The 13,690-nt window shown below is 44.2% G+C and carries 13 protein-coding genes and 2 pseudogenes; 5 read left to right on the top strand and 10 right to left on the bottom strand.

Annotated elements, in window-relative coordinates; translation table 11 throughout:
* Positions 1-596: 596 nt before the first annotated feature.
* On the bottom strand, positions 597-815 hold the full coding sequence (locus D6D85_RS05260) for a hypothetical protein (RefSeq protein WP_125671024.1): 219 nt from the start codon (positions 813-815) through the stop codon (positions 597-599).
* Positions 816-964: 149 nt separating this feature from the next.
* The gene (locus D6D85_RS05255) at positions 965-1,363 is read right to left on the bottom strand and encodes a hypothetical protein (protein WP_125671023.1); all 399 of its coding nucleotides are present in this window, start codon (positions 1,361-1,363) and stop codon (positions 965-967) included.
* A 375-nt stretch (positions 1,364-1,738) separates the two neighbouring features.
* Between D6D85_RS05255 and D6D85_RS16155 the strand changes: the two genes are divergently transcribed.
* A complete protein-coding gene (locus D6D85_RS16155; RefSeq protein ID WP_161969699.1) occupies positions 1,739-1,891 on the top strand; it encodes a hypothetical protein in 153 nt (50 codons plus the stop codon).
* A gap of 330 nt (positions 1,892-2,221) precedes the next feature.
* Here D6D85_RS16155 and D6D85_RS05245 read toward each other — a convergent pair whose 3' ends face one another.
* Both D6D85_RS05245 and D6D85_RS05240 read right to left on the bottom strand, forming a co-directional pair.
* Positions 2,222-3,445, bottom strand: a complete 1,224-nt coding sequence (locus tag D6D85_RS05245) for an ankyrin repeat domain-containing protein (protein ID WP_125671022.1) — start codon at positions 3,443-3,445, stop codon at positions 2,222-2,224.
* 318 nt (positions 3,446-3,763) lie between these two features.
* Positions 3,764-5,539, bottom strand: coding sequence for an Ig-like domain-containing protein (locus tag D6D85_RS05240; protein ID WP_125671021.1), 1,776 nt, complete (start codon positions 5,537-5,539; stop codon positions 3,764-3,766).
* 203 nt (positions 5,540-5,742) lie between these two features.
* Here D6D85_RS05240 and D6D85_RS05235 point away from each other — a divergent pair, with 203 nt between their 5' ends.
* The 3 genes from D6D85_RS05235 (at position 5,743) to D6D85_RS05225 (ending at position 10,261) form a co-directional block, all read left to right on the top strand.
* Positions 5,743-6,255, top strand: a complete 513-nt coding sequence (locus tag D6D85_RS05235) for a hypothetical protein (RefSeq protein ID WP_125671020.1) — start codon at positions 5,743-5,745, stop codon at positions 6,253-6,255.
* Positions 6,256-6,413: 158 nt separating this feature from the next.
* Entirely contained in the window at positions 6,414-7,502 is a 1,089-nt protein-coding gene (locus tag D6D85_RS05230) for a hypothetical protein (RefSeq protein ID WP_125671019.1), read from the top strand.
* A gap of 95 nt (positions 7,503-7,597) precedes the next feature.
* Positions 7,598-10,261, top strand: a complete 2,664-nt coding sequence (locus D6D85_RS05225; RefSeq protein WP_125671018.1) for a VWA domain-containing protein — start codon at positions 7,598-7,600, stop codon at positions 10,259-10,261.
* Positions 10,262-10,335: 74 nt separating this feature from the next.
* Here D6D85_RS05225 and D6D85_RS05220 read toward each other — a convergent pair.
* A pseudogene (locus D6D85_RS05220) lies at positions 10,336-10,773 on the bottom strand (ATP-binding protein); the annotation flags it as partial.
* Between the two features lie 530 nt (positions 10,774-11,303).
* Between D6D85_RS05220 and D6D85_RS05215 the strand changes: the two are divergent.
* Positions 11,304-11,945, top strand: coding sequence for a hypothetical protein (locus D6D85_RS05215; protein WP_237558761.1), 642 nt, complete (start codon positions 11,304-11,306; stop codon positions 11,943-11,945).
* A gap of 179 nt (positions 11,946-12,124) precedes the next feature.
* On the opposite strand, the gene D6D85_RS16665 is transcribed toward D6D85_RS05215, so the two are convergent.
* The 5 genes and pseudogenes from D6D85_RS16665 to D6D85_RS16140 all read right to left on the bottom strand — a co-directional run.
* Positions 12,125-12,664, bottom strand: coding sequence for a hypothetical protein (locus D6D85_RS16665; protein ID WP_125671016.1), 540 nt, complete (start codon positions 12,662-12,664; stop codon positions 12,125-12,127).
* 190 nt (positions 12,665-12,854) lie between these two features.
* Positions 12,855-13,046 (bottom strand): hypothetical protein, encoded by a 192-nt coding sequence (locus tag D6D85_RS05205; protein WP_125671015.1) that lies wholly within the window; start codon positions 13,044-13,046, stop codon positions 12,855-12,857.
* 37 nt (positions 13,047-13,083) lie between these two features.
* Positions 13,084-13,251, bottom strand: coding sequence for a hypothetical protein (locus tag D6D85_RS16150; protein ID WP_161969698.1), 168 nt, complete (start codon positions 13,249-13,251; stop codon positions 13,084-13,086).
* Positions 13,223-13,366, bottom strand: coding sequence for a hypothetical protein (locus tag D6D85_RS16145; RefSeq protein ID WP_161969697.1), 144 nt, complete (start codon positions 13,364-13,366; stop codon positions 13,223-13,225). The genes D6D85_RS16150 and D6D85_RS16145 overlap by 29 nt, the downstream gene beginning before the upstream one ends.
* 141 nt (positions 13,367-13,507) lie before the next feature.
* Positions 13,508-13,690, bottom strand: a pseudogene (locus D6D85_RS16140) (hypothetical protein); the annotation flags it as partial.

Raw genomic sequence — 13,690 nt, 5'->3', positions numbered from 1 at the left:
GAGAGTGATATTATAAGAGATAGACCTGGGGAAATCAAATTTATATAGTATTTACTTTTTAACTATATAAATTAATATACCCATTATGCATAATTCTGTGTGTAGGATCAGGCAACATACTTTTTACATGTAAAACAGTAGTACTCTCCTGTCAGAGATATAATTAAGGGGGTCTCACATAATTAGACAGGCTCTGCTCCCTTGTTTCTCCGCCGATCTTTGCTTTTTTCGTCTTATCAATACCATTTCCTCCTTTATCATATTTTCAACTTAACTATAGCCCTTCAAAATTCTTTTTATCCCCAGTATGAACAAATAGAACCAAACAAAGTAATGAAGAAAGCTAATTCCTCTCTATGCTTAAGTGTAGCCATCAGAACTTCCTATTCTCGATAAGAGATCAATTTATAGTCTCTTCAGTTAATCGCTTAAAAGGGCTTTTAGTATTCTCTCCTCCCTTTCAGCCTTCATTCTTTTCCTAAGAAGGATAGATGCTGCAACAGCAACTATCACTAATGGAATAAGGATTGTACATAGCTGTATAGTATTACTTGACTGCACATACGACTTTAGAGAGGCTATATCCGGATAGCACGTCAGATAGCCAGATTGGGGGATAGAACGTACAAGACCTCCACGCCCATCCTGAAGTAAAGGTTCTCATCATCATTCGCAATGTATATGCTTGAGATCTCAAGCTCAGGAGGATTAATGGATCTTGGTGGAAAGGTTATCAACGGACTGACTGAGCCCCAGTCGTTTGAGTCCCCATCTATCTTGATCTTTCTAACCAAGGAACCTATGATGTAGGCCAAACTTCGGTCTAGCTCCGGTGTAGGCCAAACATAGGAATCTGCGTCTATGTAGAAGTCTATCCCTTTCTGAGTATACCCTATGTCCCGTTTATCTACCAGATCTCCATGTAGTTTAACCCATGCCTCGTGTTTGGTGTCAATTTATAATCTCAACCTTTGGGAAAAGTGTTGTTCCACTTGAACAGCAGTGCCTCGTAATAGAAGTTGTCTCCTGAAAGAGAGAATTTGATGAAGTAATCCGCCCCCTGTAATCTGCACCATATTCGCCTGTCTTCGCCTGTCTGAGGATTTCTATCAGCATATATGCAGATAGCTATACTGCGCTCATAGTCTTTGGAACTTGGCATTACACCGTAATACTCAATGCGGAAGTATATTTTTTCTCCCTCCTCCTTCATGTAAACTGCTTTAACATCCATCCAATCAGCATTGTAGGCTCTTGGTGGGGAATATATTAGGACATAACCCTGAGGCTGACCGTAAACGAATGGAAGTGGAGATAAGAGAATTATCAGGGCTATTGGGATGAACATCCTCAGAGGATTCATCCTCTTTTCACCCTCTAACCTAAGTTAAAATGATTATTTAAAGACTATTTCCAAAAATTCTCTAAGATTTTATGCCCCAATATTACCTAAAGCTTCTGGAGATCTGCTATGCGCATACTTCTTAGTAACTCGAAGACAGCAGATCCGAACTACTTGGTATATGACAGGAAACAGCCATTAAAGAGGAAGCCTCACTAGCCCTGAAACAATGGGAAAATAGTTCTTATATCCCTGCCTTTGAGCTACAGGAACTTTATTCGCTAAGCAGAATTCTCACTACCTCCTCTTCTCTCCTCTCCTTTGACCTTCTGTGGATCACAATAAGAAGAATCATCACAAGGAGAAAAATGGGCAGTAGATAGAGAAAGTCAATTGATGCTGAGGTTTTTGTTACTGGGCTTTTCTGCTCCGGTGTTTGTTGAGGTTGCTGTTGTTGAGATGATGACGGAGGAGGTGTTTGCTGTTCCGGAGGAGGTGGTGGAGGAGGAGGTGTTTGCTGTTGAGGTGATGAAGAAGGTGACCTCGTAAACAAGTATACATAATAATCAGCCGATCCAGCTGCTATATAGCTTCCATCGGATGAGATAGAGACGCTAAGCACATCGGCTCCTGTCTTATACCTCCAGATTAGGTTCTGGGCATTAAGCACCTGTATACTTAAGAAAAGAAAAAGCAGAATTAGTAGGAATAGATAAGTTCTCATAATTCCAATGTGGAAAGCCTTAGGTTTAAACTTTGTTTTAATTTTTATTAAATCTACCTTATTGAACGGTAGTTTCCAAGAATAAGAGCAGTAGGCAGCCATAAAGGCTTAAAGCTTAGCTATAACCTGAAGCATTATTTCTCTAAAATGATGCTTCAATCCCTCATTTGGGACTCGTATTCCCTCTTCAGTGCTAGATAAACGTTCTCAGATATCTCCCCCCTCTTTCTAAGCTCCTCAAGCTTTCTAAGATATTCCCTTATTCGATCTTTCTCATCCTCCAATTTTACAGATTTCTCCTCAACTTTTTTGAAGTGTAGAGCCACTCCTTCCAGCCTGTCCTTTCCCTTGACGATCATAGGACCAATTACAACCTTCGCATCCTCCTCATGCATTCTAACTGAGTTATACTCAAGGTTGCCCTTCTTTGCGACAAGCCTTAAAATAGAGTTCACAACAACGGCATCTCCATCTTTTATCCCAAGGACTGACATCAGCTCCTCCGATAGCTCCAAGCTCCCCATATCAGAATTGTCCTTGCTTATATGCACATCATATCCTATCTTATCGAGGGCGGCCTTTATCGAATCTATGAGCGATGAAAGCTCATCTTCCTTTATGGCAGCTTCTCCCCTTCTTTTCACAATAAGCATAGCTCTGTAAAGCTCATTCAGATATTGATCATTTTTCTGGGGATTTTTCAGGTACTTTGAGAGGTCGAGGATAGGCGAAGACTCACCTTCGCTCTTCACGACGGTAGCCATAACTGAGGTCCCAGATATCTTGGTTTCCAATATATTCTCAGCATCCTCCACAGCTTTTTCGAGGAAGTTAACTATATCCCAGTATTTCTTCTTAACTATATCCCAGTATTTCTTCTCCCTAGCTAAATCTAGAGGAGTTTTCCCACCTCCGTTTTTAGCATTTATATCTGCTCCTCTATCCAATAGAAGCTTGGCGATATCGAGATGACCCTTATCAGCAGCAAGATGGAGAGGGGTCCAGCCAGCTTTACTCTTCGCATTTACATCTGCTCCTCTATCCACTAGAAACTCAACGACATCAAGACGACCATTAGCAGCAGCCCAATGGAGGGGGGTCTCGCCAGCTTTACTCTTTGCATTTACATCTGCTCCTCTATCCACTAGAAGCTTGACAACATTAAGGTGACCATAGTAAGCAGCCCAATGGAGAGGAGTCCAGCCATCTTCATCCTTTGCATTCACATCTGCACCCTCATTAAGAAGCCTCTTCACCTTTTTCAGATCTCCTCTGTTAGCTGCATCAAAGAGATCATCATTCAGGGGACTCATTTCCCTCCCACGACCATAGGCTATCATAGCTTTATTTATTTTTCGCATATACATCCGCACTCTCATCGAGGAGCTCCTTTACTTTTTAGATGACTGAGATCCATTTCTCTCCCAATCTCATGCATAAAAGCTCTACTTATAATATTTTCTGCCCGCTATAAGCAATGAAATTCCTTCTCATAATTATCTTAGCGAGGGAAATACATTTTTCTTCTCGACATCCTCAAGGAATAACTTCATCCCTCTCCCTTGACCATCGTCCCTTCCAGTATTTCCGTCTTCCCCGCTTTGACCTCTGTCTCAGCTCCTCCCTTTATCTCCCTCAGTTTCCCCTCATACTCAGCCTTAAGCCTTTTATAGAAAGAATGAGGTTAGTGATGAGACTTATAAAGATCCTCCAGCCTCTTTAATACCCCTTTCATATTCTTCCTTCAGCTTTCTATATACATCTTCACCTATTTCTCCCTTTTTATGGAGTTCTTCCAGCTTTTCCAGGTACTTTCTTATCTCATCCGCACTCAGCTCTCTTGTCCCTTCCATTTCCCTGACGAGAGTCCCCTCCATCGGTTTTTCCTCTTCTTTAACAACCGTAGCACCTTCAGCAGCCTTTACTTCAGTTTCAGCAGCCTTTACCACGGTTTTTGCCCTATGCCTGAGATAAACTGCTGCAGAGAGGACGATTGCCACTAAAACACCTATTAGGACATAGAGATATGGGGATAACTCCCTCTTCCATAAAGCTTTTGCAATTTTTGGACCATTCATCAGGACAGGATCTGAGACAAGGTCGTTGCCCTTTGCATCCCCTCCCCATCCCTGGAATACCTGTACATATGGGAATTCAGCGGGGCCTTCCCTTCTGTCAATTTTTGCATATACGGTCGCACCTTCATCGTACCAGCCGGACCCTGAGACCACTCCGTAATCCGATTCTACTCTGAAGTAGTACTGATGCTTGAACATAGCTGTAAGGGATAGAGGTCCTCTCACAGTTATGGTCCTCACAGGGCTTGTATCCCCATCGCTCCATCCTGTGAACAGATACCTCTCCCCCTCCCTCACATAGATCTCTCTATTCACGCTCAAAGTGTGGGATGATCCTTCTCCCCAGCTGAACTCAGCTCTTCCTTTGTACTCCTTTCCATCCACGAGAAAGCTCATGGGCGGTGAGGTCTCCACAGTCACTTTGTAAAATCTGACTGTTTTGAACATAGCTGTAAGGGATAGAGGTCCTCTCACAGTTATGGTCCTCACAGGGCTTGTATCCCCATCGCTCCACCCTGTGAACAGGTACCTAACATCACCGCGTGATATGCTCTCATCTACCCCTATAATGTGAGAAGATCCTTCATCCCATTTGAAAACAGTTGTTTCGCTCCAATTCCTTCCATCAACCGTGAAGGGAAGACCTGGAGGGGAAGTCCCTATTGTCACCTGGTATGTGGGAACCTCCACCCTAAAGCTAACCCATCCGCTGGAGGAACCAACATAGTCATCGTTTCCGGGCCAGCTAGCCCTCACATACCACAAGCCAGTGGAATCCGGTGATATGGTGTAGCTGAAGTAGCCGCTTTCACTCGAAGTGACTTCAACAGTGCTCTCTCCCTTCGGAGATCTTATTGTCAATTTAACCTGAGCTGAAACCCCTGGTGATATGCTTCCGCTTACTGTCACGCTCTGCCCAATCCTAACATAGTTGGGAGTTACGCTCAGGGACATGAAGGACTGCTCCTTTGTTCTTATCACATCTATCTTAATAGTGTTGCTTGTGCACAGCAAATTTCCATTAATATCGGTCAGCTGGAAGTAAAGGAAATGAGGGCCTGGAACATCCCCGTAGAAAGTTCCTACAAGTACTGCATTTCCGAGAGGGGGATAAGGACCCAGCACAGGGGATTCATGGATCGATCCATCAGGATAGGTCTCATAAATTTTGATAAAATACTGAGCGCGGGATGTATCTTCCCACCATATGTATAACCTTGTCGTCCCCTTATATGCTACTGTATCACTATCAGCCCCTATCCTGCAACTCCCACCGGATCTTCCATCGGAAGGTGGAGAAGGGGGAGGACCTGGCATAGCCATAGGGGGTTGTGCGGTAACAAGGTATATTGAAACGAGTAAGAGAGCAATACATAGATATACCGCGTATCTCATAGGGGATCCCCTAAAAGAAAAGTGCAGGGATAAATAAAAAGTTTACTGTAAATTTTTTATAAGGTGAAAATTTTGCATTTAATGGAATTCATGAATAAATAATATGCAAGCTTTTTTTAACAGATTGCAAAGTTAATTCCCAAGACTTCTTCATATTGTAATAAAAGTAAGCTTTATAAAGAAGTGGCCATTGATCATGGAATATGATCGCTAAGTATCCGGAGTTGGCTAAGTTCAGCAGCTATGAAAGTATCCTTCAGGAGCTGGAGAAGAAGGACATCCTTCGGTACATTGTTGAGTACAGAAAGCTGAGGGATGAGGTTCACAGGATGATAACAAGGATGAGAGATGAAGGTTTTGATGTAGACGATGAGATGAAAAAGCTCGATTATATAAAGAGGATGGCCCCATCCCTAGCTCCAAAGGTAAAAGATCCCCAGGGTTTTACAAGGGAGCTCGTAGGATATATTCAGACCCTTGAATCAATGAAATCCATCTTGGAGAAGAGATACAATGAAGCAGAAGAGGTAAAGAAATATTTAATGAGGCTTGAGGAGTTATATGAAAAGGGTGAGGTGAAGGAGGAGGCTTATCTAAAGCTAAGGGCTGAATATGAGGATAAAATGAGGAAAATAAAGGAAAGAACTGGAACAGAGGTTATAGGGAAAGAGACGGATGTTATGGAAGGGAAAGGTGAGACGGAGATAAAAAGATGAAATCTGCCTTTTGCACCTAAGCAGTCTTAAAGTTAAGAAAAACTGATTGCTTTCCATGAAAGTCTCCTAATAAAAAGCCGTTGGACGCTTTGCGGAGTAAATATTACTCAGAAGGCCTGAGTTAAACTTTTAATATATACTATGGTGTCCTCTGCACGATGGAGGGCGACAGCTCAGCTTTATTGAATAAGAAAGTTTTAAGCTTTCTAAGGGAAGTTGGAGGAAAAAGATTGGAGTTTGATCTGGATGAGGCCTCATCTAAGCTTTCAATTCAGAGGAAGGATCTTGAAAAAGCACTTTTCTCTCTACAGAGGGAGGGATATTTAAGAATAATTAAAATACCTCCATCAGACACTGTTCTTGAGGAGATCAAGAATGAATTAAGGGAATTAGACGGCCTTTTCTTGGCTGATGAGATCTCTTCAGAGGAATATCTGAGGAAATGGAGGGAGAAAACTGAGATAACTGATATCAAAATGAGCCCAATGCCATCCATAGATATAAAAGTTATTTTAAGCGGGCTGAGCAATCTGCTTGAATATCTGGAGAAGCTGAACGAGGTAGATGCATCGGATAATACGAGAAAAAAGCTGATGAAGGAGTATAATGATGAGATTGTGCCCCTTGCAGAGAACCTCGGGAGATTGCTGGAGGCCTCAATAAGCTATCTAAGCACGGTTAAGGGAAAGCTGAATGAACTATGTGATAAGCTTGAGCTGATAAAGATAGACTCGAAGGTAAGGGGAATTGATAGAAGAGATGACTTGAAAATCCTCATGAAGGAGGCGGATTCTATCATGAAGAGAGTAAGCTCACTGATGAAAAAGTTGGACACTGGATCTGCTGGGGAAGTAGATGCAAAAAAGCTGGAGGAGGAGAAAATAAAGCTTGAGGAGGAAAGGGAGGTGATAAAGGCAAAGCTCTTGGTGGAGGGCGAATCTGCTGAGCTTAAAACTCGAATTTTATCTATAGATAAGAGAATAGCTGATATTAGGGCAGAGCTCGAGACAGAAAAGGTGAAAAAAGATAACATAGATGAAATTCAAGAGAAAATGAGCTCCTTGCATGAGAGAGGTCTGCTGAAGGGTGAGATATATGAGGACATCAGGAGATCCCTTGATATAATAAATAAGCTGAGAAAAGCCTTAGCAGAATTGGGAGATGTAGAGAAAAAAGTTACTCTGAACGATGTAGAGGGGCTAAGATCTATTCTGAAGGTTCTCGAGGAAGTTCTTGCTAATAGATAAATTACAGTTTCCAACTAGAAATAGAGCTTATACAATTAAGATAAAGTTAAAAATTTTAAAGAAAAAGTTATAAAATAAAGCCGCGGAAAACACTTATGCAGAGGAGGCTCTGTTCTGCATTTTTGATCCTCTTGCTTCTAGTTCCACTTGAATTTTCTGCATCGGCATCCCCGGATTATAGGCTTACAAATTTCTCCCTTTACATAAAGTATACAGATGGAGAAATTTACAGAGCTGTGCTTGTGGAGAACGAATCCGCCTATTCCATTCCTATTCCAAGCCCAGACAACAGGGAGGCTTTATATAGATGGAGGTTCACAGTGCATAATTTTCTTGTTCTGGATCGAAATGGAAAAGTGGTGGAGGATTCAAACAAATATTTCGAGATATCAAGAGCTGCATTCTCACTGCTTAGTTTTGAGGCATCGGATTCGCTGACATCTCGGGCTTCCCTGTTTCGGGAGATAGCTGGGTTGAGTGAGCAGCTAGATATTCTTCAGTTGATAGGCAATGTGCTCGGTCATGCAGTCGGGGTGCTATCTAAATGGTACCTAACTGGAGGGACGAAGTCCGCCAATGAGGCGATAAACAAGAGTCTGAAGATGACCATCAAGAAGCTTGCTGGCTATATGCTTACAGCCGCCAAATCAGAAGCTGCTGGCTCGATAAACATATTCACCTACGCGATGCGTCTGCAATTAAGAGATGCTGCAGATAGACTTGAGAGGGCAGCCACCTTCATGAAGCGCATTGAAAACTCCATTCTCAGAGGGGAGAGTATCATCATTGAGTTCAACGATATAAAGAATTATATTGATGATTCAGAGGAGGGAAAGTCCCTCGGCTTCTCAGCAATGACAGGTCTGCAGAGAGCGTATCAGAAAGGGGTTGCCGGCTACCTAGAAGGAGTGGTCAAGAGTATTATAAAGAGCATGGATCCAACCCCAATAACCGAATTTTACTTTACTTTGATGGATGACATGAAAGACATGGCTGATCTGAGGGAGGTTATATATCTGATGAGCGCTAGAAGAGCTGAATACATTCTGGCCGATGAGGTGCTCAGGGAGAAGGTGAGGGATTGGCAGGCAGTCTTCCTCAAGAATCCTCCCTCGGCAGGCCCGGTTGAACCGGAGTATGAGATCCTCATTGGAAGTCATTCAACGGATGGAAACGAGAACATCGGAGCGGTCTACATCAACGGCACGAGCCTTACTCTGCCAGTTGCTATCATGAGGAAGAAGGGCGTCTTCAGCATTGCTGCTGTCTCTCCGAGGGGATACAGGTTCCTGAGGTGGGAGTGCGGTGGTATGGTAAAACTTGGTGATAGCACAATGCAGACAACATCTGTTACTGTGGAGGGAGATGGCTGGATATCAGCTGTATTTGAGGTCGTGCCATCCCCCTCAGGGAATGGCTCGGACATCGTATTTACTCTGGATATATCTGGAAGCATGAATGATGTATGGGATGGAAAGAAAAAGATAGATTCAGCGAAGGATTCGGCCATAGCTCTCCTCAGGTCCCTCTCCACAAACGACAGGGTCTCCATAGTTAGTTTTGAATCCACAGCTCATCTGGATCTACCGCTCACTCAAGATAAATCTAGGGCTATTGATGTGATAAAGGGGCTTTCCGCTGGAGGATCCACAAATATCGGAGATGCTATTGTCAAGGCATTGGAGGAGCTTAAAAGAAATGGAAGAGGATCTCAGATGGCGATAATACTCTTCACCGATGGGATGATAACCACAGGGATGAGCAGAGAGGAGATAATGAACGGTCCTGTTCAGGAGGCTATATCGATGGGAGTGAGGATATACACAATAGGTTATGGAAATCCCAATGAACTGGATGATGTGTTCCTGAGGAGATTGGCTGAGAGCACGGGAGGGAAGTACTGCTACTCATCTGATGCTTATCAGCTTGAGAATGACTTCGTAGAGACTGGACAGGTGGCATCTGGATGGAAACTATTGCTTTCATTCCTGGGAAAAGTTAAGGAGGGTGAAACTTCAGCAGCAGGATTCCTATACGTTCCAGCTGGGCTTAGCGCTCTTAAGGTGATACTGAACTGGAGAGGAAGCATACTCGACCTGAAAGTAGTATATCCCAACGGAACTATTGTTGAAGCCTCTGATGCATCGGAGAAGCCGAAGTACATCACAGTTTACAATCCACCTCCAGGGAACTACACGATATTGGTCTATGGAAGGGACGTGCATGGGGAGGAGTACTATAAGGCATGGACAATGGCGATTCTAGGTCCTTTGAACATAATTCCACCAGCTGGTGGTGGAGGAGGTGCATCGTCCGGGCAGGTACAGGGACCTTCAGAGGTGCAGATACAGAGATATTCAGGGGTAGAGGGCTACTTCTGGATCCTGCTTATCTCCCTTATAGTGGCCTCAGCTATGATTTCTATATCCCTGTATTATAGCAGAAGGCCCTCATACTATCTCATTGATAAGAGCGGGAGAGTGTTGCTGAGATGCTCGAAAAGGGACAGGGTATATGGAAGGGAGGACTTCATTGGAATTCTGAATGAGAACATGCTGAAGTACATATCCAGAAGAGAGAAGGGAGGGCAGTTCAGAATATTTAAACAAGGAAAATACTATTATATAGTTGATAATTTCAGCACAAATCCGACTTATCTAAATGGAAGAGACATAAGAGGGAGAGGTCCCGTTAAGCTGGAGAATGGATCGATAGTAGGGATACCCGGTGTTTTGGAGGTAGTGTTCCGGTACTCATAACATCTTTTCGAGCAACTGGGTCCTCCTAGCTATTGAAAATGAACTTCATTTTTTTGACTTCTTTTATTCTCCGCTTATGGACTGGAAAGCCTTTTACTCGGTCTTTTTCTGATCCTCAATTCAACCCCTCTCACCCTCGCATATTCCGGAAAGCTGAGAGGAAGTACCTCCACAGTTCTCCCCATCCCCCTCCTCCCGGGAAAGGCCTCAGAGAACCCTTTGAACCTGAACGAAGCGGAGCCTAGAAGAACCAAGGCATCCCTTTCCAGGAGGCCTAGATCAACGTATCCCTTCACTACCCTCCACCACCCCTCCAGCCCAGTGACCTCATCCAGAAAGATAATGGAGCTCTTCACTCCATTTCTCTCTTTAAACCTCCTGTAGAAGTTCAGGACATCCCTCAGCTCCTTTGAATCGGAGGCGAGATCGCAGTTGAAGTAGAAGATCGATCCCGAGCTTCTCCCCTTCAGGAGCTCAGATATGAGGAGCTTCACTCCCGTCGTCTTCCCAACTTGCCTGGGTCCCCATCACTATGTTCATGGAGGAGGGCTCAAGGGAGACCTTATCTATCCAGGAGGGCCTCCATTTCACCTGCTTTCATTGTATTTCCTCAGATCTCTGTCTCTTGTCTCCCAGTTCTCCCACTCCCACAGGGATTCTGGGAATATATTAGCTCCTCCATCTTGTCAGTTAACTGACAAGATATATATAAAGCTTTGTCAATGCACTGACAATACATAGCCTGAAGAAAAGGAGATCTGACTAATGCAGGGAGAGCCCTTGTTTATGGAGTCCACAAGCAGTGGCTTCTCAACATAGTTGCCAATGAGGATGGAGGTTTGAGTCCTTTCGATAATTTCCAGATCGATTAGATTCCGTAAGCGTGAGATGGGAAGCTGGGCTCCGATGAATCCTGTGAGAAGTCACTGCTTGTAAAAGAGGGCTTTAATCTATCTTTCCACATTATCTGAGGAGGCTCTACATCATATATTGAGAGCCAGAACACCCCAAAATTTTTATATGCAGCTCGCTCGATTGTCCTGTGGCTAGGGCTACTAGCAGGCTCAAAAAGGAGATGCTAGACCTTCTAGAGAGGGATCTGGAGTTTAGATATGCAGTTGCTGGCTATTTGGGGATTTCCGAGATATTGAAGAGACTTGATAGCCTTGAAGAGAACCAAAATAAGCTGTGGGAGGGACAAAATAAGCTGTGGGAGGAGGTAAAAGCTCTCAGAGAAGGGCAGAATAAGTTGTGGGAGGAAGTGAGGGAAATGCGTATCACGATTAGCAGGATGTCCGCTACCTTGGAGAGGCTCACCCTGACAGTTGAGGAGGAAGCGAGAAGCATGATAAAGCACAGGATAAAGCAGGATCTCAAAGTAGATATAGAGCTGAGCAGTATTTTCATTGACTCCAAAGAGGTGAACATATATGGAGCTACTGGAGATCTCTGCGTTATAGGGGAAGCCACAGTCAGGCTAGGGGTGAATCTCGTTTACGAGCTCTTGGATAAGATAGAGCTAATAAGAAGTAAGAGGCCGGATCTCCTGAGGAAGAGGATCATAAAGGTCATATATACTGATTACGCGATCCCGGAGGCTGTAGAAGCAGCTAGAAACAACAATATATGGGTAATGAGGTGGGAGAAGGACCTGACGCCCCTGAAGATAGAGGAATATAGCTGATAACTATCCAAGAGGGCCTCCATTTCACTCTACTCTCATGATACTTCCTCAGATCCCTATTCCTAATCCCCCAGGTTCTGAGAGTGCATTGGCCCCATCTTATCAGTCGGCTGACAAGATATAAGCTTCACCAGTACAAAGTGGTGTTGAGAAAGGGCAAGATTTACCTTTAAGGGAAATCATTCCTTTCCCCTGAAAGGGGGCTCAAGCCAGGGTTTCTTTCCCTCCTTCACCATCTTCGATATGTGATAACCTCTTATCACGAGCCCCGCTAAAAAAGTCTTGTAGGCTATCTCGCTCCCGTCCTCATACCACCATTTCTTCCCTATCTCAGCTACTTTCTCCGCCTCCTCTATCGTTATCTCATCCACATCCTTTGAAAAGATCTTCCTCAGGTACTCAAGGTCCTCCTTTGTTACGGGATTCAGCTTCACGATGGAGAAAACCCTCTGCATCTCAGATCCTATCATCCTCGCCTCATCATCCCTTATCAAGCCCTTAAGACTGAGGAAGTCCAACATGAGGGAGTTTATCGTTACAGTAGCAGATTTCATCCCATCGAAAGCTCTCGAAATATCTCCTCTTAACCTGGAGATCTCCCCTTCAATCTTCTCGAACCTGTGATCTATTCCAGAAAACTTCCCCCCCAACCAATAAGTCACTCCTGCGAGCATTATTATCGTGAGTGAGATGCTGATCACGTAGTATATTGGATCCATCGCGTAAATGACGTAATGCGGATATTTAAGGTTGATTCCTCTCCGCCGCAATACTTTGCGCATCGAAACTCGTGCTTTCCAGTCCCTCGCAGATTTCGATCCTCATGCTCTCGTCCGAAGGCTCGGGACCTTCGGAGGAAAAGGAGATCCTCTCTCCTCGATACTCTAGTAGCATAAAGCAGTGTAGCTTTTATATCCTCAATACCGATTCTGTAGTTCTGAGTTCCTCAAGCTCATCCCAGCAGCTAGTAGCTTCAGTATGATATCCCGCTACTTTAATGCGCGTGTCACAGGCCCAATATAATCCGTGGATCGAAGAATACTCCCGAGGCTCCAAGCCACCACTTATCCTCTCAATGAATGCGTAAAAGCATGCCGCCATTTATGAACCTCCTAGAAACATTCTGAGATGTTAGAGGTCATCTAGATTTAACTTTCGATTCTAAGCTCGAGATATAATCCTCAACTCTCCTGAACCATTTATGGAACTCCTCCTCAAGCCCCTCTCTCGGATACTCCCCATTATAAAAGTACTTTATGTGAAGCACCTCCAAGAAATCATTGAAACGTTCTGTAGGGCTCCTCAAGTCCCCTTCTGATGGTCCCCCATCTCCCCACCTCTGTTGAGAGATAGACCATTGATGCTATCCTCGCTGCATGGAAAAGAGCGTCGAATGCCTCCCTTACGTGTCTCTCCCTCACTAATATGTCCTCTTAGAGAGTTCGAGATAATCCAGTGCTGCTCTTAAAGATGCCCAGCTTCCTCGAATGAGGGATCCCCTAGGAGCTTCGCGTAGTTGAGGAGGAACCTCCCATCTCCATAGAGGAGTTTGAACGATCCAATCACCCCCTGAGGAGACTCTCCTCAGGGATTTTCCCAACTCCAAGGACTATTATATCTGCGTTGAAGTCAGCTACAGCATCCAGATATCCGCTGTACTCCTTCATCCTCCCCGTTATGACGAGGAGATCCAGATCCCTGGCGTGCTCAGACGCGTAAACTGAGGAACCGAATTGGACTATCTC

Origin of the sequence: Candidatus Methanodesulfokora washburnensis (assembly GCF_003947435.1) — an archaeon.
GTDB lineage: Archaea > Korarchaeota > Korarchaeia > Korarchaeales > Korarchaeaceae > Methanodesulfokora > Methanodesulfokora washburnensis.
This window is presented reverse-complemented; position numbering and strand designations above follow the sequence as displayed.

What these genes read in the sequence shown, in the direction of transcription:
- D6D85_RS16665 (WP_125671016.1), bottom strand. Translation starts at nt 12,664, where the DNA reads ATGGATCCAATATACTACGTGATCAGCATCTCACTCACGATAATAATG.
- D6D85_RS05235 (WP_125671020.1), top strand. Translation starts at nt 5,743, where the DNA reads ATGATCGCTAAGTATCCGGAGTTGGCTAAGTTCAGCAGCTATGAAAGT.
- D6D85_RS05225 (WP_125671018.1), top strand. Translation starts at nt 7,598, where the DNA reads ATGCAGAGGAGGCTCTGTTCTGCATTTTTGATCCTCTTGCTTCTAGTT.
- D6D85_RS05245 (WP_125671022.1), bottom strand. Translation starts at nt 3,445, where the DNA reads ATGAGAGTGCGGATGTATATGCGAAAAATAAATAAAGCTATGATAGCC.
- D6D85_RS05240 (WP_125671021.1), bottom strand. Translation starts at nt 5,539, where the DNA reads ATGAGATACGCGGTATATCTATGTATTGCTCTCTTACTCGTTTCAATA.
- D6D85_RS16155 (WP_161969699.1), top strand. Translation starts at nt 1,739, where the DNA reads ATGCTGAGGTTTTTGTTACTGGGCTTTTCTGCTCCGGTGTTTGTTGAG.
- D6D85_RS05205 (WP_125671015.1), bottom strand. Translation starts at nt 13,046, where the DNA reads ATGGCGGCATGCTTTTACGCATTCATTGAGAGGATAAGTGGTGGCTTG.
- D6D85_RS05255 (WP_125671023.1), bottom strand. Translation starts at nt 1,363, where the DNA reads ATGAATCCTCTGAGGATGTTCATCCCAATAGCCCTGATAATTCTCTTA.
- D6D85_RS05230 (WP_125671019.1), top strand. Translation starts at nt 6,414, where the DNA reads ATGGAGGGCGACAGCTCAGCTTTATTGAATAAGAAAGTTTTAAGCTTT.